General features: G+C 69.8%; 22 protein-coding genes. 12 read left to right on the forward strand and 10 right to left on the reverse strand.

Going from position 1 to position 20,134, the window contains the following annotated elements; genetic code table 11:
- Positions 1–8: 8 nt before the first annotated feature.
- The 3 genes from EIZ45_RS03035 (at position 9) to EIZ45_RS03045 (ending at position 2,659) form a co-directional block, all read left to right on the forward strand.
- Positions 9–791, forward strand: coding sequence for a cyclase family protein (locus EIZ45_RS03035; RefSeq protein WP_134662715.1), 783 nt, complete (start codon positions 9–11; stop codon positions 789–791).
- Positions 788–1,708 carry a fumarylacetoacetate hydrolase family protein gene (locus EIZ45_RS03040; RefSeq protein ID WP_134662716.1) on the forward strand — a complete coding sequence of 307 codons (921 nt, stop codon included), beginning with the start codon at positions 788–790 and terminating at the stop codon, positions 1,706–1,708. The genes EIZ45_RS03035 and EIZ45_RS03040 overlap by 4 nt, the downstream gene beginning before the upstream one ends.
- Positions 1,709–1,882: 174 nt before the next feature.
- Positions 1,883–2,659 carry a PE-PPE domain-containing protein gene (locus EIZ45_RS03045; RefSeq protein ID WP_205669888.1) on the forward strand — a complete coding sequence of 259 codons (777 nt, stop codon included), beginning with the start codon at positions 1,883–1,885 and terminating at the stop codon, positions 2,657–2,659.
- 57 nt (positions 2,660–2,716) lie between these two features.
- Here EIZ45_RS03045 and rox read toward each other — a convergent pair whose 3' ends face one another.
- From rox to EIZ45_RS03070, 5 genes are all read right to left on the reverse strand, one after another.
- Positions 2,717–4,144 carry a rifampin monooxygenase gene (gene rox / locus EIZ45_RS03050; RefSeq protein ID WP_134662718.1) on the reverse strand — a complete coding sequence of 476 codons (1,428 nt, stop codon included), beginning with the start codon at positions 4,142–4,144 and terminating at the stop codon, positions 2,717–2,719.
- A gap of 177 nt (positions 4,145–4,321) precedes the next feature.
- Positions 4,322–4,966, reverse strand: a complete 645-nt coding sequence (locus tag EIZ45_RS03055) for a class I SAM-dependent methyltransferase (protein WP_134662719.1) — start codon at positions 4,964–4,966, stop codon at positions 4,322–4,324.
- A 52-nt stretch (positions 4,967–5,018) separates the two neighbouring features.
- On the reverse strand, positions 5,019–6,635 hold the full coding sequence (locus EIZ45_RS03060; RefSeq protein WP_134662720.1) for an acyl-CoA dehydrogenase family protein: 1,617 nt from the start codon (positions 6,633–6,635) through the stop codon (positions 5,019–5,021).
- A complete protein-coding gene (locus tag EIZ45_RS03065; RefSeq protein ID WP_134662721.1) occupies positions 6,619–7,224 on the reverse strand; it encodes a TetR/AcrR family transcriptional regulator in 606 nt (201 codons plus the stop codon). The genes EIZ45_RS03060 and EIZ45_RS03065 overlap by 17 nt, the downstream gene beginning before the upstream one ends.
- A 33-nt stretch (positions 7,225–7,257) precedes the next feature.
- Positions 7,258–7,752 (reverse strand): AAA family ATPase, encoded by a 495-nt coding sequence (locus EIZ45_RS03070; protein WP_240690614.1) that lies wholly within the window; start codon positions 7,750–7,752, stop codon positions 7,258–7,260.
- 127 nt (positions 7,753–7,879) lie between these two features.
- Here EIZ45_RS03070 and EIZ45_RS03075 point away from each other — a divergent pair, with 127 nt between their 5' ends.
- The gene (locus EIZ45_RS03075; protein ID WP_134662722.1) at positions 7,880–8,746 is read left to right on the forward strand and encodes an LLM class flavin-dependent oxidoreductase; all 867 of its coding nucleotides are present in this window, start codon (positions 7,880–7,882) and stop codon (positions 8,744–8,746) included.
- Here the strand turns inward: EIZ45_RS03075 and EIZ45_RS03080 are convergent.
- Positions 8,743–9,336, reverse strand: coding sequence for a hypothetical protein (locus tag EIZ45_RS03080; RefSeq protein ID WP_205669889.1), 594 nt, complete (start codon positions 9,334–9,336; stop codon positions 8,743–8,745). The genes EIZ45_RS03075 and EIZ45_RS03080 overlap by 4 nt on opposite strands.
- 61 nt (positions 9,337–9,397) lie before the next feature.
- Between EIZ45_RS03080 and EIZ45_RS03085 the strand changes: the two genes are divergently transcribed.
- From EIZ45_RS03085 to EIZ45_RS03095, 3 genes are all read left to right on the forward strand, one after another.
- A complete protein-coding gene (locus tag EIZ45_RS03085) occupies positions 9,398–10,108 on the forward strand; it encodes an SDR family NAD(P)-dependent oxidoreductase (RefSeq protein ID WP_134662723.1) in 711 nt (236 codons plus the stop codon).
- A 655-nt stretch (positions 10,109–10,763) separates the two neighbouring features.
- Complete coding sequence (locus EIZ45_RS03090) at positions 10,764–11,789, forward strand: tyrosine-type recombinase/integrase (RefSeq protein ID WP_134662724.1); 1,026 nt, start codon at positions 10,764–10,766, stop codon at positions 11,787–11,789.
- A 4-nt stretch (positions 11,790–11,793) separates the two neighbouring features.
- Positions 11,794–12,258 carry an SRPBCC family protein gene (locus tag EIZ45_RS03095; RefSeq protein WP_134662725.1) on the forward strand — a complete coding sequence of 155 codons (465 nt, stop codon included), beginning with the start codon at positions 11,794–11,796 and terminating at the stop codon, positions 12,256–12,258.
- Positions 12,259–12,625: 367 nt separating this feature from the next.
- On the opposite strand, the gene EIZ45_RS03100 is transcribed toward EIZ45_RS03095, so the two are convergent.
- Positions 12,626–13,447 (reverse strand): RNA ligase family protein, encoded by an 822-nt coding sequence (locus tag EIZ45_RS03100; RefSeq protein WP_134662726.1) that lies wholly within the window; start codon positions 13,445–13,447, stop codon positions 12,626–12,628.
- 95 nt (positions 13,448–13,542) lie between these two features.
- On the reverse strand, positions 13,543–13,923 hold the full coding sequence (locus EIZ45_RS03105; protein WP_051173084.1) for a hypothetical protein: 381 nt from the start codon (positions 13,921–13,923) through the stop codon (positions 13,543–13,545).
- A gap of 66 nt (positions 13,924–13,989) precedes the next feature.
- Here EIZ45_RS03105 and EIZ45_RS03110 point away from each other — a divergent pair, with 66 nt between their 5' ends.
- A complete protein-coding gene (locus tag EIZ45_RS03110) occupies positions 13,990–14,766 on the forward strand; it encodes a glycerophosphodiester phosphodiesterase family protein (RefSeq protein ID WP_134662727.1) in 777 nt (258 codons plus the stop codon).
- A 40-nt stretch (positions 14,767–14,806) separates the two neighbouring features.
- Positions 14,807–15,805, forward strand: coding sequence for a YafY family protein (locus EIZ45_RS03115; RefSeq protein ID WP_134662728.1), 999 nt, complete (start codon positions 14,807–14,809; stop codon positions 15,803–15,805).
- Here the strand turns inward: EIZ45_RS03115 and EIZ45_RS03120 are convergent.
- Entirely contained in the window at positions 15,738–16,442 is a 705-nt protein-coding gene (locus tag EIZ45_RS03120) for a transglycosylase family protein (protein WP_134662729.1), read from the reverse strand. The genes EIZ45_RS03115 and EIZ45_RS03120 overlap by 68 nt on opposite strands.
- Before the next feature lie 250 nt (positions 16,443–16,692).
- On the opposite strand from EIZ45_RS03120, the gene EIZ45_RS03125 reads away from it, so the two are divergent.
- The 3 genes from EIZ45_RS03125 (at position 16,693) to EIZ45_RS03135 (ending at position 19,451) form a co-directional block, all read left to right on the forward strand.
- Positions 16,693–18,093, forward strand: coding sequence for an MFS transporter (locus EIZ45_RS03125; protein WP_134662730.1), 1,401 nt, complete (start codon positions 16,693–16,695; stop codon positions 18,091–18,093).
- 22 nt (positions 18,094–18,115) lie between these two features.
- Positions 18,116–18,877: a thymidine kinase gene (locus EIZ45_RS03130; protein WP_037806185.1), complete on the forward strand. Its 762-nt coding sequence runs from the start codon at positions 18,116–18,118 to the stop codon at positions 18,875–18,877.
- Between the two features lie 226 nt (positions 18,878–19,103).
- Positions 19,104–19,451, forward strand: a complete 348-nt coding sequence (locus tag EIZ45_RS03135) for an RNA polymerase-binding protein RbpA (protein WP_009078445.1) — start codon at positions 19,104–19,106, stop codon at positions 19,449–19,451.
- Positions 19,452–19,583: 132 nt separating this feature from the next.
- Here the strand turns inward: EIZ45_RS03135 and EIZ45_RS03140 are convergent, their stop codons facing one another.
- Positions 19,584–20,072, reverse strand: a complete 489-nt coding sequence (locus tag EIZ45_RS03140) for a cupin domain-containing protein (RefSeq protein ID WP_134662731.1) — start codon at positions 20,070–20,072, stop codon at positions 19,584–19,586.
- Between the last annotated feature and the right edge of the window lie 62 nt (positions 20,073–20,134).

Below are 20,134 nucleotides of genomic sequence, written 5' to 3' on the forward strand. Positions count from 1 at the left end.
GAGTCGCCATGCGACAGCTCGTGGACATTTCGGTTCCGCTGCGGAGCGGGATCGCGTCCGACCCGCCCGGGCACCGGCCCTCGATCACCTACGTCGACCACCAGCAGTCGGTCCCGGACCTGCTCCGCTTCTTCCCGGGCGCGACGGCCGCCGATCTGCCCGACGGCGAAGGCTGGGCGATCGAGCGGATCGAGGCCACCACGCACACCGGCACCCACCTCGACGCCCCGTACCACTACGCGTCCACAATGGACGGAGGCCGCCGGGCCATGACGATCGACGAGGTGCCGCTGCACTGGTGCTTCCAGCAGGGAGTGAAGCTGGACTTCCGGAGCCTGCCCGACGGCCACGTCGTCACGCCCGCCGACATCGACGCCGAACTCGACCGCATCGGCCACCGGCTGCGCCCGCTCGACATCGTGGTGGTCAACACCCGGGCCGGGGAGCGCTACGGCCAGGACGACTACGTCGATTCCGGCTGCGGAGTCGGCCGCGCCGCCACCCTGCACCTGCTCGAACAGGGGGTGCGGGTGACCGGAACCGACGCCTGGAGCTGGGACGCCCCGTTCCGGTTCACCGCCGAGCGCTACGCCCGCGACCGCGACGCCTCGGTCATCTGGGAGGGCCACCGGGCCGGCCGCGAGATCGGCTACTGCCACCTCGAGAAGCTGCACAACCTGGAAAGCCTCCCGGCCACCGGGTTCCAGATCGCCTGCTTCCCGGTCAAGATCCACGCGGCGTCGGCAGGCTGGACCCGCGCGGTGGCGATCTTCGACGAGGAGACGGAATGAGAATCGGTTCCTTGTTCGTCGACGGCGTCCAGCGCTACGGCGTCGTCGACGGCGACCGCATCGATCTGCTGCCCGAGACCGCGGACGTCTTCGAGGTGCTCGCCGCCGGGGAGACCGGATCGGCAGGCGAGCGGTCGGCCTGGGACGAAACCGCGTCGATCGCCGTCCCGGTGCCGGTCGCCAGCATCCGCGACTTCATCACCTTCGAACAGCACACGGCCGGCTCGCTCCGCGCGATCACCGGAACCAGCGAGGTCCCGGACGCCTGGTACGAAGCGCCCGCCTTCTACTTCACCAACCCGCACGCCGCGATCGGCTCCGGCGCCCCGGTCCCGATGCCGCCTGGGTGCGAAGTGCTGGACTTCGAACTCGAAGTCGCGGCCGTGATCGGCACCGCGGGTTTCAACCTGTCCGTCGCCGAGGCCGCGGACCACATCGCCGGGTTCACCATCCTCAACGACTGGTCGGCGCGCGACCTGCAGAGCCGCGAAATGCGCGTCGGACTCGGACCGGCCAAGGGCAAGGACACCGCCACGACCCTCGGCCCGGTACTGGTCACCCCGGACGAACTGGCCGACCGCGACGGCCGGTACGACCTCGCCATGGAAGTCTTCGTCAACGACACCCGCATCGGCGGCGACACGCTCGCCAACATGGCCTGGACGTTCGCCGAGCTGATCTCCTACGCCAGCCGGGGCACCTGGGTCCGGCCCGGCGACGTGCTCGGCTCCGGAACCTGCGGCAGCGGCTGCCTCGCCGAACTGTGGAGATGGCGCGGTGACCGGCAACCGCCGCCGCTGCGGATCGGCGACACCGTCCGCATGACCGTGGAGGGGATCGGCACCGTCCACAACACCGTGGTCGCCGGTCCGCCCCTGCACGACGTGCCCGCCGCCCGGCGCAGAAACCCGGCCTGAGGCGGGTCACTCGATCCGGTGGACTCGGATCCGGCGCCGGTGCCGCCTGACCAGCGGCATCGGCGAACGCCCCGGCTCGCGGGCGATCATGATGTCAGCAGGATTTCATTGCTCCTCCGTAGCTTTCCGAACACGTTCAGCAACGTGCTGACCATTCGACGCGGAGGGGACCCGATGGGGAAGAAAACCAGGAGGATCGCGCTGATCGGCGCGGTCGTCGCCACGCTCGGCGCGGGATTCGCCAGCGCCACACCGGCGTACGCCGACGACGCGCACTACTACATCCTGATCGGCGGCACCTGCGACGGGAAGGCGTCGGTCTACCGTCCGGAGTGGCTGCAGGGCGGCATCGCGCGGGTCGTGGACTATCCCGCCGGGGCCGCGGGCGCGCCCAACTGCGACCAGACCCCGATGGACCAGAGCGTCGCGATCGGGCACGACCGCGGCCGCCAGGTCGTCCAGGACGCCTACCACGAGAACCCGAACGCCGAGTTCACCGTCGTCGGCTACTCCCAGGGCGCGATCGTGGCGAACCTGGTCCTCAACGACATCGCCGACGACCAGCTCGGCGTCGACAAGGCGAAGTTCAGCGCCAAGCTCTTCGCCGACCCGATGCAGCCGCCCGGCCCGGCCGGAACCGGGATCAGCGCGACGCTCCCGCCGGGCACCGGCCTGCCCTCGCCGTTCGGCGGATACGTGTCGTTCGGCGCGGGCCGCCCGGACTTCAACGGCGTCCGCTCCATCCGCTACTGCATCCAGACCGACGGCATCTGCGATTTCGACCCGATCCAGGCGGCGGGCGGCTACTTCGCCCAGCACTGGTGCTACCAGTGGCCGCGCCCGTCCGACCAGCGGTCGATCATGCAGGACAGCATCGCCGACGGCGTCTACACCAACACGTCGGTGCGGCTGGGCAAACAGGACTGCTGGGGCGGTCCGGTCCATCCGTGACCGCGGCGGGTTTCCCGGCACCCCCAGGGAAGCCGGGAAACCCGCCCCGCTACGTCCTCATCGCTTCGCGCCGAACCATTGCAACAGGTGCTTCTCCAACTCGCCCTGATCCTCGCCGGTCCAGACCACGTGCCCGTCCGGACGCAGCAGCGCGGCGGGCACGTCGAGGTCCTCGCTCACGTCCACGACGCGGTCGACCCGGTCCGCCCAGCCTTCCGCCGACAGCTGCCCGTTCTGGTCCAGCAACAGCCCGCGGCCCTGGTGCATCAGCTCGTACAGCCGCCCTCGCTTGAGCGCCAGGTCCGGCATCCGCCGCCCGAGCAGCGGATGCCCTTCGCCGAAGTCGTAGCGGATGTCGAGCGCGAGCACCTTCTCCAGCAGCAGCCGGTTGACCTCCTCGAAGGCCATCAGCTCGGTCAGCAACCGCCGCATCGCGCGCCCGTCCGGATCGGGCGACATCACCACGGCCTGCGCCCGGACGTTGTCCAGCACCGCGTCCGCGACCGGGTGCCGTTCGGCCTCGTAGGTGTCGAGCAGTCCCTCCGGAGCCCAGCCGTTGACCTCGGCGGCGAGCTTCCAGCCGAGGTTGAACGCGTCCTGGAGGCCGAGGTTGAGCCCCTGCCCGCCCAGCGGCGGGTGCACGTGCGCCGCGTCCCCGGCGAGCAGCACCCGGCCGACGCGGTAGTGCTCGGCCTGCCGGGTCGCGTCCCCGAACCGCGAGAGCCAGCGAGGGGAGTGGACGCCGAAATCCGTTCCGGCGTACTCGCGCAGCTGCTGTTTGACCTCGTCCAGCGTCGGCGTCCGCTCCTCCCGGTCCTCGACCACCCCGGCTGCGGGCACGACCACGCGGAACATCCCGTCGCGCAGCGGCCCGACCCCGAACCACAGCTGCGTCTTGCGGATTTCCATCACCCGCGCGGTGATTTCGGCGGGATCCGCGGTCGCCTCCATCTCGCCCAACAGCACTTGGCGCCGCGCGGGCTCGCCCGGGAACGCGACGCCGAGCGCCTTGCGCACCGTGCTCCGCCCGCCGTCGCAGCCGACCAGATACCGCGCCCGAAGTTCGCTGCCGTCGGCGAGCGAAACGCTCACCCCGTCGTCGTCCTGGCTCAGCCCGACGACCTCGCACCCGCGGCGGATCTCCGCGCCCGCATCGACCGCGTGCTCGGCCAGCAACCGGTCGGTGATCGGCTGCGGAAGCCCCAGCACGTACGGATGCGACGTGTCCAGCCGTTCCGGCGCGGGCCGCGCGATCCCCGCGAAGAAACCCCCGGCCGGATGCGTCGACCCCTCGGCGAGGAACGGCTCCAGCATTCCCCGCTGGTCCAGGACCTCCATGCTGCGCGAGTGCATCCCCAGCGCGCGCACGTACTTCGGCGGATCCGCGTCCTTTTCCAGCACGACCACGCGCACCCCGTGCAGCCGCAGCTCCGCGGCCAGCATGACGCCCGCCGGCCCGGCCCCCACCACGATCACGTCCACCATGAACTTTGCGTCCCCTGTACCGGAGCCGCTTCCCGCCCGCGGTATTTCCGCAGGCAGTGGCTCCGGCGGACGATTGTGGAGCACCACCCGGGCCTTGCCGCAAGCCCCGGGGTGCGCTATATGTTGAAGGGGACAGGGAGAAAGTCCCTGTCCCCTTCTGTCCCCAGTGGACCTTCCTCAGCCCTCCTTGCGGGCCATCAAGTACGCCTGATCGGTCGCCTCGTAGCTCGGGCCCGGCTTGCGCACCAGCCGCGCGTCCACCACGAAACCGGCGTCAGTGAGCAGCTGCGCGACGAAATCCGGATCCAGCCGGTACGCGTCCGCGGCGATGTCGTGGCCGTAAGCGTTTTCGATGCGGCGACGCTGGTTGTCGCCCACCTGGAACGCGGTCAGCAGCCAGCCGCCGGGCCGGAGCACCCGCGCGAGTTCTTTGGCCAGCACCGGAAGCTCCTCGGGCGGCGTGTGGATCAGCGAATACCACGCGAGCGCCCCGGCGAGCGAGCCGTCGGCGAGATCCAAAGCGGCGAGCGAGCCGACCTCGAAGCGCAGGCTCGGATGCGTCCGGCGGGCGACCTCGACCATCGTGGGGGACAGGTCGACGCCGAAGACGTCCAAGCCCAGCGACGCGAGGTACCCGGTGAGACGGCCGGGCCCGCAGCCCAGATCGCCCACCGGCCCCTCGCCGGTCAGCTCCGCGAACGCGCCCAGCATCGTCCGGTCCCACGTGCTCGACTGGAGGAAATCCTTCAGCAGTTCGGCGTACGACTCGGCGACGGTGTCGTACGCGGTCCGCGTCTCGGTTACGTAAACAGGTTCGGTCACGGGCAGCGACAGTAGCCCCCGCCGCCGCGCCCCGTCCGGCGAAACACGCGGACTAGACGCGAGCGCGGGCGATGATCGCGGAAGTGTCGGTTCCAGCGGGCAAAGTACCGAAAGCCAGCCCCCAGTCGCCGCCGAACCGCGTGCCGCAGAACGCGTCCGCCACCGCGCGCGGCGCGTGCCGCACGAGCAGCGAACCCTGCAGCACCAACGCCATCGACTCGACCACCCGCCGCGCCCTGAACTCCAGATCGTCCACATCGGACAGATCCTTCTTGAGCCGGTCGACCGCGTCGTCGAGCCGCGCGTCCCCGCCCGCGGCCTGCTCGACCTCGGCGAAGAACGCGGCCACCGACTCCGGCTGCCGTCCCATCGCGCGCAACGCGTCCAGTGCCGCGACGTTGCCCGACCCCTCCCAGATCGACATCAGCGGGGCCTCCCGGTACAGCCGCGGCATGCCCGACTCCTCGACATACCCGTTGCCGCCAAAGCATTCCAGCGCCTCGGCCGCGTGCATCGGAGCCCGCTTGCACACCCAGTACTTGGTCACCGCGAGCCCGAGCCGCCGGAACGCCTGCTCCTGCTCGTCGTCGCGCCGGTCGCCCGCGGCCGCGAGCCGCATCGACGCCGCCACCGCCGCTTCCGCCTCGATCACCAGGTCCGCCAGCACGTTCGCCATCAACGGCTGGTCCACGAGCGCCTTGCCGAACGCGTACCGGTGCGTCGCGTGGTGCACCGCGCGGACCGCGCCCAGCCGCATCCCCGACGAACTGCCGAGCGCGCAGTCGAGCCGCGTGTTGTTGACCATCTCGATGATCGTGCGGACCCCGCGCCCCTCCTCGCCGACGAGCCAGCCCACCGCGTCGTCGTACTCGATCTCCGACGACGCGTTCGACCGGTTGCCGAGCTTGTCCTTCAAGCGCTGCAACCGGATCGGGTTCCGGCTGCCGTCCGGGAGCACCCGGGGGAGCAGGAAGCAGGACAGCCCGCCGGGCGCCTGCGCGAGCGTGAGGAACATGTCCGACATCGGCGCGCTGGTGAACCACTTGTGCCCGACCAGCCGATAGCTGCCGTCGCCCGCGGGCCGCGCCGCGGTGGTGTTGGCACGGACGTCCGAACCGCCCTGCTTCTCGGTCATCGACATGCCCGCGATCAGCCCGCGCTTCGTGCCCGGCTCGCGCAACCCGAAGTCGTACTCGGTCGACGCCAGCAACGGCTCGTACTTCTCGGTCAGCTCAGGATTGGCGCGCAACGCCGGAACCGCCGCGTACGTCATCGAAATCGGGCAGGTGTGCCCGGCCTCGGACTGGCTCCAGACATAGAACTTCGCCGCCCGCGCCGCGTGCGCCCCCGGCCGCTCGTCCCGCCACGGCGCGGCCTGCAGCCCGTGCGACACCGCGACGCTCATCAGGTCGTGCCAATGCGGATGGAACTCGACCTCGTCGATCCGGTGCCCGAACCGGTCGTGCGTGCGCAGCACCGGCTCGTTCTCGTTGACCAGCCGGCTCCACTCCTGCACCTGCTCACTGCCGGCGAGCCGCCCGAGCTCGTGCAGCTCGTCGACGACCCACGCCGCCTCGGTGCGCCCGACCGCCTCCGCCAGCGCCGGATCCGCGGCGGTGTCGTGCTCCAGCGGCGGAACCTGATTGACGACCTCATGCGTTGCGGGCATCCGAACCTCCCAGTGACCGCACGACAAACGTGCTCAACTCGCTGACCTCCGCCGACCCGCCGCTGGTCAGCGGGCCGATCAACACCTCCGCCGCGGCGCCGACCAACGCCGCCGCACTGACCGCCGCGTCCTGCGCGGGCAACACCCCGGCGCGGACCCCTTCGGCGACATGCTCGGCGACGACGTCCCGGAAAACCCGCCGGAACTCGAGCCGCTCCGCGTCGATCACCGCGTCCACCGGCTCGGCCAGCAAGGCATACGCCAGCCGCGGCGCCTTCAACGCCCGCAACGCGAACGTCTCGAACACCGCCACGACCCGAGCCACCGGATCGACCGGGCCCGTCGCCGCGGACCGCACGGCCTCGACCTCGCGCGAGACGACCTGCCGGAAGACCCGCACGACCAGATCGGCCTTGGTGGGGAAGTGCCGGTACACCGTCCCGACCGCGACCCCGGCCCGCTCAGCGACGGCGGCTACCGAACAACCGGAGTACCCGTGCTCGGCGAGCTGCTGCACTGTCGCGTCCAGGATGGTCTCCCGGAGCGCGTCGAGGCGCTCCTGGACTTTGGGCGTTCTGCGGTAGGCCACGGGAAGAAGTGAACCACTGATTCACAACTTGCGTCAACGGTCTGAGATCCGGGCGTCGCGACAGACCCGGTCGACGGTGCCGGAGAGGGGAGAGGTCTGCGGGATCACGACCTCGCCAGGGAGACCGAGCCGATCGTCAGGCTCGAACCACGAGGCCATGTCGGCAGTCGTGAACTGCGCGGCCTCAGGCCGGGTGGCGTGGCGAGCGAACGTCTCGGCCAGCTCCACTTGCAGGAAATAGACCAGCGTCCGGCCGCGGTGTGCGGCGATCAGCTCCCGCAGCGCGGGGCCGTAGGAGGCGGCGCTGAGGATGCCCTCGACGATAACCGGGGATCCCGCGTTGAGCAGAAACCCCGCCGAGTGCGCGATGAAGCTCGGAGCCAGACCGCCGGGGAGGTCTTTTTTCTCCCACAGCAGTTCTCGCCGCATGACGTCCTGCCCGAGCACAGCCATCCCGCGCCCGTGCCTTCTGCGCACCGCGTACGCGACGGATGACTTCCCCGCGCCGCTCGGACCCCTGAGGATCACCAAGAGACTGTCCGGCGATCCGACCCGCTCGTAACCCAGCACAGCGACGATCCTGCCACCCCAACACCCGCCGAACCGGGCTTAATTCGCTTGCCGCACCGCCACTTCCGCCGGGACCATGCCCGGTATGCGGTTCTCGATCAACATCCCGAACTTCGGCGACTTCGCCGATGCCCGGACCGTGGCGAGAGTGGCGGCAGCGGCCGAACAAGAAGGCTGGGACGCGCTGTTCCTCTGGGACCACGTGGTCCACGACAAGGAAATCCGCCGCGGCCAGCCGTTCGGCGATCCCTGGATGCTGCTGACCGCGGCCGCGCTCGCGACCTCCACGCTCAAGATCGGCACGCTCGTCACCGCAGTGCCCCGCCGCCGTCCCGAGCACCTCGCCCGCCAGGTCGCCACCCTCGACGCCCTCAGCGGCGGACGCGTCATCTTCGGCGCAGGCCTCGGCGGACCGATCCAGGACGAGTTCGGCAGCTTCGGCGAACCCACCGACCCGGTCGTCCTCGCCGAACATCTCGACGAAAGCCTCGGCCTCCTCGACCGCTACTGGTCCGGAAACCCCGTCGACCACGACGGCAAGCACTACCAAGTCCGCGATGTCACCCTCCGGCCCGCCACTATCCAGCAACCGCGCCCGCCGGTCTGGCTGGCCGCCGTCTGGCCCAACCGCAAGCCCGTCCGCCGCGCCGCGCGCTGGGACGGCGTCGCCCCGCTGTTCAAAAACGCCACCCACGGCGTCGCCCCGGCAGGGGAAGACGTCCGCGATGTCGTGGCCTACGCCCGAAAACATGGCGCGGGGGAGAAGTTCGAGTTCGTGGTCGGCGGTGCCTCCCCGGGCGACCCGGCCCGAGCCCGCGACCTGATCGCCCCGCTGGCCGAAGCCGGCGCGACCTGGTGGGACGAACGGCAGCTGATCACCACCAGCGACCTCGACCGTCTCGAACCCACCCTGCGCCGCATCAGCCACGGCCCGCCAAGGGGAGTGGACTAGACCTCAACCACCAGCACCCGGCTCAACCGCTCCGCCAGCGGCCGCACCGACTCCGCCGACACCTCGCCGCCCAGCCCATCCGCCGGAAGGAAACGCACGGTCGTCCCGGTCGTCCCGTCCGACGGCACCGCAACCAGCTCGTCCGCCGGAACGCCGTGGCGATACCGCTGCGTCCACGCGCCCTCAGCCCGCCGATTCGTGTGCACCAACCACTCGCTCAACGCCGCGACCACCGACATCCCGTACCGCGGATGCCCGTCCGGGAGGGGAGTGGCGGGCGGAGAATCGAAGTACCGGAAGTCTTTCGTCGCCATCACCGGCTTCCGCACCGGCCGTCCGTCGTCGCCCACCGCCATCTGCGTCCCGCGCCCGTCGTCCGAGACGGAGACCGAACCGTCCGGGTGAAATTCGACGACCGCCCGGCCCGCGCCGCGATCCTCGGCCTCGTCCGCGGCGTAAGCGAGCACCTCCAGAATCAGATGACACATTCCGGTCGGCGCGTACCGCATGGGGTTCTCCCGGATCAACCGCAAGTGGTCAGGATCGTGATCACGGGACCAGTCGTGCGTCGTCGGCTCAGGCAGCGGCATCCTCCCATCCTGCCACCGGACGCTTGACCTGGTCCGCGCTCCAGCACATACGTTCGCCGCCATGACCACAACACTCATCACCGGTGCCACCAAAGGACTCGGCTACGAAACCGCCCGCCGCTTGGTCGCTGCCGGACACACCGTCTACGTCGGCGCCCGCGACGCCGCCCGCGGCGAACGAGCCGCGGAAGAACTCGGCGCACGAACCGTCCAGCTCGACGTCACCGACGAAGCATCGGTCCTCGCCGCAGCGAAAACCATCGAGGCCGACGGGGGACTGGACGTTCTCGTCAACAACGCAGGCATCGCCGTCGAACTGAAGAGCGATGGGGAATCGGTCGGAGCAGCGGAAACGACGGCCGACCTGATGCGGGAAACGTTCGAGACCAACGTCTTCGGCGTCGTGCGGGTGTTGCACGCGTTTCTGCCGCTCCTGCAACGATCGTCCGCGCCAGTGGTGGTGAACGTCAGCAGCGCGCTCGGATCGCTGGGCAGGATGACGGACGAGGCAACGCACCAGTACGCGTACCCCGGCGTCGCATACCCGGCATCGAAGGCCGCGGTGAACATGGTGACCGTCCAGTACGCCAAGGCGTTTCCCGGGATCCGCATCAACGCCGTCGAGCCTGGCTACACGCAGACGGACATCAACGGACGCCGCGGAGGACAGCCGGTCGAGCAGGGTGCGGAGATCATCGTCCGGATGGCGCAGATCGGCACCAGCGGACCGACCGGCACCTACACGGACATCAACGGCCCGCTGGTGTGGTGAGCGCGTACGGGCGGGCGAGTGGCGTCGGACGCCGTCTCACCGCTTACTTGACATAATGTACATTATCGGCGTTTTGCTGACCTGCAGACCGGCAGGTTGAGGAGAGGTTTCCTGAGGGCGCTGATGTGGTCGTATGACTTGTCTCTGCACGCATCGACGCGGCGTTCGGGTGCTCGTTGGCTCAGCTGCCTCCTCAGTGCACGTCGTTGACGGAGCTCTCTGGCCAGACCCGAGGCGACTCCGCCGGAGGGCAACCCGAGATCCCCGACGGGAACTGCCGTCCCAGTCGTGCTTAATTCGTCACCGTGACGAATTAAGCACGACTGGCAGGACATTGAGGTTGGAGCACAACAACTTTTCCGAACCCGCCGACGCTGGCTCAGGCAGTCGGAAGATCCACTCGACCAGACGAACACGTCGCCGGTCAGGTCCGACGTCAGGCTCAGCCAAGCCGCTGAAGTCGGCCTCAACAGCGAGATCCTGGAACGCACAGGGCGCTCCGAGACTCGAACGGGCCGATCGGAAAGCGCTGTCCCCCAAGGGGATTCAGCCCCTTCTCAAGCCCGGCAGAACCCCTCCCACAGCCATGTTTCATGCATAATCCCTATTATGCATCATATATCAGACAACGGGTAGCGTCGAAATTGTCGGTGCTGTGCGGTACAAGATCACTATGCTCGTTTCCGAGGCACAGCAAGCGTTCTTCGCGGCACGGCGGCCGCGCAAGGACTCGCCGCACACCACTGCCGCCTATCGGCGGGACCTCGCCGGGATCACCGCTCTCCTGCTGGCGGAGCTGGGGCGCGACGAGGTGGACGTCGAAGAGCTGACAGCGCCGGTGCTGCGGGCTGCCTTCGGCGCGTTTGCCGACAACCACGCGAAAAGCTCGGTGCTGCGGGCCTGGTCGACGTGGAACCAGTTCCTCACCTTCTGCGTCTCGGACGGACTGCTGCCCGGCAACCCCATGGGAGCGGTCGCGCGGCCCAAGACTCCCCCGCTCACGCCGAAACCGTTGCGGGGCGAGGAAACTCCCGAACAACTGCTCACCGCGGCGGCCGACGGTGCCCGGCGTGCGCGGGATCCCTGGCCGGAGAGGGACGTGCTGGTCCTGGCGTTGGGGCTGGTCGCGGGCCTGCGAGCAGCGGAGATGCGCGCGCTCACGCCGCGGTCGGTGGTCGGGCGAGATGGCGAGCTGCGGTTGCACGTCCACGGCAAGGGCAGCCGGGACCGGTCGATCCCCGTGCAACCGGCGATGGCGAAACTGATCGAGGACTATCAGGCTTCGTGTCGCCGGCGGTTCCCCCGGCGGCGATTCCCGGCGAGCGAGCCGCTGCTGCGGGACCGGGCGGGCGAACCGATCGGCCGCGGTGCGCTGGAGTACCTGGTGAAGTCGTGCTACCGATGGGCGGGCCTGCACGACAGGGTGCCGACGGGCGCGAATCTGCACGCTCTGCGGCACACCTTCGCCACGCGGCTGGCCGAAGACGGTGCCACCGCGTCGGAGATCATGTCGCTGCTGGGGCACGCGAGCCTGGCGACGAGCCAGAACTACATCGAAGCGACCGGACGCGAACAGCGAGCGGCCGCCGCGAGCAACCGGACCTATCGGGCGCTCAACGGATTGGCTCGGGACGATGCTCCGCAAGAAGGCACTGCGCGGGAGGCCGATGTGATTGCATGAGCGCGTGACTGACGAACCCTCGCGCGTCGTGCGCGCCAGCCGTGAGATCGAGGCCCCCGCCGAGCGGATTTTCGAGCTGATCGCCGACCCGTCGCAGCAGCCGAGCTGGGACGGCAACGACAACCTGGCCGAGTCGAAGCCGGGGCAACGCGTCCACGCGGTCGGCGACGTGTTCGCCACGACGCTCACGAACGGCTGGGTCCGGGAGAACCACATCGTGGAGTTCGAGGAGGCGCGCCGGGTGGCGTGGCGTCCGTCGGAACCGGGCAAGCAGCCTCCGGGGCATCTGTGGCGCTGGGAGCTGAACCCGCTCGACGAGACGCGTACGGAGGTGACGCACACCTACGACTGGTCGAACCTCGACCCGGACGACGCGATGCGGAACGCCCGTGCCCGCACCATTACGGCGGAGAAGCTGTCGGCGTCGCTGGAGAACCTGGCGAAAGCTGCGGAACTTCCGCAGTCGTAGCTCGGGTCTCGGGCAGGTGCGGGGTCCCCTCGGAGGTAGCGGCGCGAAGGATGCGGTGATGCGCCGAGGTGGATCCGCGCGCTGGCTTGCGCCCGGGGTGCGGGGGAATTGGCTGCCACTCCCCTGTGCCTGGCACGCCTGAACCACGGCTCCGCTCACGCGGCTCGACCGTCGGGCCGGGAGTCGAGGAACGGCAAGTCCGTCCGGTGCGCCGGAAACCAGCGCACCGGACGGAGCAGAGGGCAGGCACGCTCGGAAGCGGGTTTATGTCCGCAGGATGGCCTCGACACGCTTCGGAGATGGCTGTGTTCCGGGCTGATCGAGCGCGTCCGGCCGCGGACCGTCCGCCGGAGCTTGCCCGAGACGCTCAGGCCGCGGTCGCACCCCGAGGAAAGTCCTTGCGCTTGATCTTCGCCCTCCGCCCGTCCGGGTGGTGGAACACGATCCCCTCCGCGAGGTGGCCTGGCGAGAATTTGCTGTCCAAAGTGGTCAGGAACTCGCGCAGTCCCTGGTAGCTGCGCGGGACGTCGAGCACCGTGGGCGCTTGGAAGTCGAACGGCACGCACAGGTGGTCCGGCAGCGCCAGCGGGTTCCCCTGGATGCGTGGTCCGAGCGCTTCGCACGGGTGCTCGCCGTCCGGCCATTGCGAGACGTCGGTGTTTCCCGCGGCGGCGAGGATCCACTTGTCGTCGGCGGACGTTTCGTCGGTGTCGACGTACCAGCCGTCGACGATGCCTTGCTGTTTCTGGGTTTTGTTCGGGTTTCGGCGCTTTTCGACGCGGACGAGCAGGCCGGAGCGGACGGTCAGGCGGACGTTGGTGCCGTCGAGTTTCTCGGTCCCCACTCCGGCTCCGTCGAAGACCCACGCGCATTCGGCGCGGGGCCGGTCGACCACCTGGAAACGCTCGTCGCGTTCGAAGAGCGTGGGGATTTTCTCCATGACTTGGTTGCCTCTCCTGATGTGCCCCAGTAGTTCCTCGTGGCTGATGACGCCCTCGGCCAGTCCGCTCGCCAGCGACCGGACGAGGTCTGCCACTGACACGTCCGCTTCGACCGCGACGTGTTTCAGTGCCTTCTTCTCCTCCGGCGAGATCCAGGCGACGAGCCGCGACCAGCCTTCCGGGGGCGTCCAGCGGGCCGGAGCCGCGGGGTTTTTGCGGGGCCTGCCTCGCCCTCGGGGTTCGTCCATGGCGGGAACGCTAGAGCACCAGCGTAACTTGTGTCAATTGGCATAAGAGAAAATAGACAGCAGGTCAGGAGGCACTTTTCAGCGCAAGAACAAGATCAGCGGAGCTGTTCGAGATCCTTCGCCGCCGCGGCGATGTCCTCCGCGAGCTGCCGCAGCTCGCCCGCCGACGCGCCGTCCTGAGCAGCCGTCACGATGTCCTCCGCGGCGCAGCGCAGCTGGAAGAGGCGGTCCTGCAGGGCGGCGATCTCGGTGTCCGACAGCACGACCGCGTCCTCGGGCAGGCCGCTGCGCTGCAGGGCGGTCCGGCGTTCGTAGGCGCGCTGTCGGCAGGACTGCCCGCAGTAGCGCCTGCGGCGTCCGACGTTGCCTGCTTCGGGCAGGCGGCGTCCGCACCAGCCGCAGTGTTTCGGGGCGTTCGTGCGGCGCGGCACGACGCGTTCGTCGCCGGTCAGGGCGTGTTCGGCCAGTTCCCTCACCCGCCGGACTCTAGCTGTCCATCACGTTCTCACGACGGGGCCACACCGATGGCGCAGACTGGAAGCATGCGCCCACCGTTTCCGTACCTCGCCGACTCGCTCCCCCGCGCCTTCGCCCACCGCGGCTGGCACATCGGCGATCTGGAGGGGCTGGAGAACTCGCTGCCGGCGTTCCAGCGCGCGGCAGCCGAGGGGTACCGCTATCTCGAGACCGACGTGCACGCCACGTCGGACGGGGTGGTGGTCGTCCATCACGACGCGACGCTCGACCGCACGACCGACGGGCGCGGGGCGATCGCGACCCAGACGTGGGCGCAGCTCAAGGACGTCAAGATCGACGGCCGGGCGCCGTTGTCGCGGCTGGAGGATCTCCTCGAAGAGCTGCCGGAGGCGTTTTTCAACATCGACGTGAAGGCCGACAGCGCGGTGGTCCCGTTCGTGCGGACGCTGCAGCGGACCGGCGCGGTCGGGCGGGTCGCCGCGGCGTCCTTTTCGGACTCCCGGCTGGCTCGGCTGCGCCGGCTGGCCGGGCCGGAGCTGCTGACCGCGATGGGGCCGCGGTCGGCGTTCCTGCTGTGGGCGAACGGCTGGGCTCCGCTGCTGCAGATCAGCCGGTTCTCAGCGGGCTGGCTCGCGCAGGTCCCGGTGCGGCAGGGGCCGTTGAAGGTGGTCGACGAGGCGTTCGTGAAGTCGGCGGTGCGGCGCGGGTTCGAGGTGCACACGTGGACGATCGACGACGCGGACGAGATGCGGACGCTGCTGGACCTCGGCGTGCACGGGATCGTCACGGATCGGCCGGACCTGCTGCGCGAGGTGCTGCGCGAGCGGGGTGCGTGGAAGTAGCGGACAGGAGCTGACCGCTATTTCAGGCAGGATCGACGACGTGCCGAAGACCTCCGCGCGGCTGTTGTCGCTGCTTTCGTTGCTTCAGGCTCGGCGGGACTGGCCGGGTGCTCTGCTGGCCGAGCGGCTGGAGGTCAGCCCGCGCACGGTGCGCCGGGACGTGGATCGGTTGCGGGAGCTCGGTTATCCGATCGTCACGACGAAGGGGCCGGACGGCGGCTACCGGCTGGATGCCGGTGCGCGGCTTCCGCCGTTGCTGTTCGACGACGACCAGGCGGTCGCGCTGGCGATCGCGTTGCAGGCGGCGACCGGCGCCGGGATCGAGGAGGCGGCCAAGCGGGCGTTGCAGACCGTGCGGCAGGTGATGCCCGCGCGGCTTCGGCACCGGGCGGACGCCTTGAGCTTCACCGCCGTCGAACGTCCGGCGCCGAGCGCGGATCCGCACACCCTCGTCGCGTTGAGCGCCGCTGTGCGTGCCCGGGAGGTGCTGCGGTTCGATTACGCGCCAACGGATACGCTGCCCCGGCGCGTCGAGCCGCATCATCTCGTCACGTGGGGCCAGCGCTGGTATCTGGTCGCGTGGGATCTCGATCGCGAGGATTGGCGGATCTTCCGGGCGGACCGGATCACGCCGCGCACGCCCACGGGACCGAAGTTCGCCGAGCGCGGGCTGTCCGATGTCGCCGCGTTCGTGGCCGCGCGGTTCCGCGGGACGGATCTGTCCGGCGAATGGCCGTGCCGCGGCGAGGTGATCCTGCGGCTCCCGGCGACGGAAGCGGCGAGTTACCTGGCCGACGGCGTCATCGAGGCGCTCGGGCCGGACCGGTGCCGGGTGAGCCTCGGCGCCTGGTCGTGGCGCGGGCTGGCCGCCTCGTTCGGCCGGGTCGACGCCGACGTCGAGGTCGTCGGCCCGGCCGAACTGAAAGAAGCGTTCCGGCAGCTCGCCGCGCGCTACGCGGAAGCGGGGCGGGTCAGCGCGGAGCCTTGCCTTCCCACGCTGCCTTCCACGTCTTCGGACCCAGCCGGCCCGAGTCGTTGATGCCGTTGGCGCGCTGCAGGTCCAGCACCGCGGTGCGGGTCTTGTCGTAGTAGCAGCCGGTGCCGGTGAAGCCGTAGCCGAAGGCGTTCATCCGCAGCTGGAACGTGCGCAGCGCGGGCGCGCAGTCGCCGTAGGCGTAGACGAGGCCGGGCCACGCGGGCGTCGCGCCGGGCGGTCCCGGCAGCGGGGCGGGCTGCGGCTTGGGCGCGGGCGGGGCCGGCAGTCCGCCGCCGCCGATGTACGCGGCTTCTTCCCAGGAGGGGACGCGCTTGCTGCGGGCGTCGCCGTCGTTGGACAGGCCGAGCATGCCGCCGCATTCCCAGGGCTGCCAGCCGCGCATCCGGTACAGGTAGAGCGCGCGGTAGTCCTGCTCACGGGGGCTGGCCTGGTCGGGGCGGCCCTGGCCGCCGACGCTGCGCCAGGTGGGGAGGTCGAACTGGTAGGCGCCGTAGTAGCCGTTGCCGGTGTTGATCGAGTAGCGGCCGCTCGACTCGCACATGCGGAGCTTGGCCCAGGTGCCCGAGGCGGGGTCCGCGGAGGCGGCGCCGGTGACGACGAGTTCCATGCCGAGGACGGCGACGACGAGCAGCAAGGCTCTGGCGGCGGCCCGTCTGGCAGTGCGAACGCGGTTGGTCATGCCACGCACACTAAGCACGTGACCCATCGACCACAAGAGTCACACCACGCTCAGCAGTCTCACATGACACGCCCGGAAATCGCGGCAGCGACACGCCCGGCCCGGCGTGTCGCGCGTTCCGCCGCGCGGCGTGGCGCAAACCGGAAGCGACGAACCGGACACGGTTTGCCCCCTTCGGCGGTACCGGTCGCCCCCGCGGCAGTAATGTCCGGCGCGACCTGGAGATTCGCACCGATTCGAGGAGTCGTGGATGACGCTGGCCGAGACCCGGGACAGCAAGCGGGAACGGTGGGGCTGGTACTTCTACGACTGGGCCAACTCGCCGTTCTATTCGTCGGTCACGACGGTGTTCGGGGCGCTGTACATGAGCACCGTCGCGGCCGCGGACGCGAAGCAGAACATCACCCTTAACGGGGACAGGGCTTGTCTCAACGCGTCCGGGGCGGACGACAAGCTCAACCACTGCGACGTGTCGCTGTTCGGCCTCCACTTCCCCGCCGGTTCGCTGTGGGGCTACCTGCTGTCGGTGGCGACGATCGTGCAGGTCCTGGTGCTGCCGATCGCGGGCGCGGTGGCCGACCGCAGCCGCAACAAGCGCAAAATCCTCGGCGGGTTCGCGGTGCTGGGCGCGGTGGCGTCGGCGCTGATGTTCTTCATGGCCGGTTCGGACTGGCAGCTGGGCGCGGCGCTGTTCATCGTCGCCAACATCGGGTACGGCGGTTCGCTGGTCGTCTACTACTCGTTCCTGGTGGACATCGCGACGCCGGACGAGCGAGACGACGTTTCGGCGAAGGGCTGGGCGTTCGGCTATCTCGGCGGCGGGCTCGCGCTCGCGCTGCAGCTCGCCTTCTACCTCAGCCGCGAGTCCCTCGGCATCGACACCGGCCTCGCGGTGCGGATCTGCTTCCTGACCTCGGGGATCTGGTGGGCCCTGTTCACCATCCCGACCCTGCGCCGGCTCCCCCGCGTCCACGTCCCGACCGCGACCGCGCGCGGCGTCTCGGTGCTGCGCGCCGGTTTCCGCGAACTGCGCCAGACGCTCGGCGAGGCGAAGGCGTATCCGCTCACGCTCGCCTTCCTCGGCAGCTACCTGCTCTTCGCGGACGGGATCAACACCGTCGTCACGGTCTCGGCGCAGTACGGGAAGGACGAGCTGCGGTTCTCCGACGAGGTGTTGATCGTCACGGTCCTGGTGATCCAGTTCCTCGCCTACGCGGGCGGCGTCCTGCACGGCCTGCTCGCGCGCCGCCTCGGCGCGAAGCGGACGATCCTGGTCAGTCTCGTGCTGTGGGTCGTGGTGCTGGGCGGGGCGTACTTCGTGCAGCCGAGGCAGCCGTTGCAGTTCTTCGCCGTCGCGATCGGCATCGGGCTCGTGCTCGGCGGGACGAACGCGCTGGCCAGGTCGCTGTTCAGCCAGATGATCCCGGCCGGGAAGGACGCGCAGTACTACTCCCTCTACGTCGTCGGCGAGAAGGGCACGTCGTGGCTCGGGCCGCTGGTGTTCGCCGGCGTCGGGCAGGCGACCGGGTCTTTCCGGCTGGCGATCATCGCGCTCGTGGTGTTCTTCGTGCTCGGCTTCGTGTTCGTCGCGCTGGTGCCGGTGCGGCGCGCGATCGCGGCCGCCGGCAACCGTCCGCCGGAGGTGCTGTGAGGCCCAGATAGGGTCGGTCGTCGTGACCGCTGCAGACGACGTTGTGCTCGACGACCCCACCGACGCGCTTTCCGCGGCCCCGCCCGCCGGGGCCCGGCGCAACGGTCCGGCCCGGGGACGGCTGAAGTTCTGCTACGGCCCGATGGACTGCGGGAAGTCGACGCTCGCGCTGCAGATCGACCACAACCACGCGCGCCAGGGCAGGCGCGGTCTCGTCCTGGTCCGCCACGACCGGTCCGGCGCGCCGCAGATCACCAGCCGGATCGGCATCGCGCGGCGCGCGACCGAGGTCGCGACCGGCACCGACCTGCGGGATCTGGTGCGCGAGCAGTGGGCGAGCGGGCAGCACGTGGACTACGTGATCGTGGACGAGGCGCAGTTCCTCTCCCCCGCGCAGGTCGACCAGCTCGCCGAACTCGCCGACGAGGCGGGCATCGACGTCTACTGCTTCGGCATCGCGACCGATTTCCGCAGCAGGCTGTTCCCCGGGGCCGGCCGGCTGTTCGAGATCGCGGACGAGCTCCAGCCGGTCCAGGTCGAGGTGCTCTGCTGGTGCGGGCTGCCCGGCCGGTTCAACGCGCGGGTCCGCGACGACGTGATTCTCCGTGACGGAGACACCGTTGTGGTGGCAGATACCGAACACTCCGTAGTTGAACCTTCAGCTTCAGCACGGTCTGATGCCGAAACGGTCACGGTCCGTTATCAGGTACTGTGCCGTCGCCACTTCCGCTCGGGGGATCTGGGACCCGCCGCCGCCCAGCACGGTCAGTTACGGTTGTCCTAGAGCTAACCTAACTAGCCCGACTGGGGGATATCCGCACTAAGAAGGCGGTATCCGCGTCACGTCAGAGGGCGAAAAGACTCCCTCTGGAGGAAGCTGAAGACCACGGGTGACGCAGCTCATCGTGAGCAGCGACATGGCGTGCCGGGAATCCCCCGGACGCCTCGTTCGTTGCATAGGGTGAGCATCACCCTGGCTCCACCCGGAGCTGACTGAAAGGAATCCCACTATGGCCGACCGTGTTCTCCGTGGAAGCCGGCTGGGAGCGGTCAGCTACGAGACCGACCGCAATCACGACCTCGCTCCGCGCCGTACCGTGCGCTACTCCTGCCCCAAGAACCACGAGTTCGAGGTGCCGTTCTCCGACGACGCCGAGATCCCGACGGTGTGGGAGTGCCGCCTGCACGGCAGCGAATCCGAGATCGTCGACGGCGGGCAGCCCGAGCAAAAAAAGGTCAAGCCCCCCAGGACCCACTGGGACATGCTGCTGGAGCGCCGCTCCATCCCCGAGCTCGAGGACCTGCTGAACGAACGTCTCGCCGAGCTCAAGGGACGCCGGACCAGCCGGTCCGCTTGAGCCTCGGCCAGTAGCTGGCTCCCACCACCGAACAGGAACGGCCCCCGCGACCTCCCCCCGCGGGGGCCATTCCGCGTCTGCGGCACCTCTCCGGCGGTGCACGCGTCTCGCCGACGGTCCGCGCCGCGCGGATCAGGCCGCCACGTCGGCGCGGGCTTGCCGCCACCGGGGGCTGTCGACGTAGTGGTTGTCGTACTGCTCGGCGGAAGCGGCGATCTCCTTCGGGGCCGCCTCGCCGCGGGCGACGCGGTCGAGCAGCCGGTAGTAGCCGAAGCGGTCCATCCCAGGGGTGAAGACCACCAGGACGTCGGCGGCGGAGCCCGCGGCCGGGCCGAAGGCGTGCGGGACAGTCGGCGGCACCGCGAGGAAATCGCCGGTTTCCAGGGTGTGCAGTTCGTCGCCGGCCAGGACCTGCAGGGCGCCGCCGAGGACGTAGAAGAACTCGGTCGCGCGGGTATGGAAGTGCGCGGGAGTGCCGAAGACGCCCTCGTCCAGGGTGGCGCGGTTGGCGGTGAACCGGTTGCCGGTGGCGCCGGAGTCGGCCAGCAGGGCGATCAGGCTGCCGGGAGCATCCGACAGGACTTCGGCCTCGGCGGCGCGGATCAGGGTGGGGTGCGACATCGGTTCCTCCGGGGTGGAGCGGGCTGGACGAGGTCTACTTTTCCGCCGCTGAGCTGGGCGAA

It is taken from the genome of Amycolatopsis sp. CFH S0740, from assembly GCF_004522315.1.
Lineage (GTDB): Bacteria > Actinomycetota > Actinomycetes > Mycobacteriales > Pseudonocardiaceae > Amycolatopsis > Amycolatopsis nivea.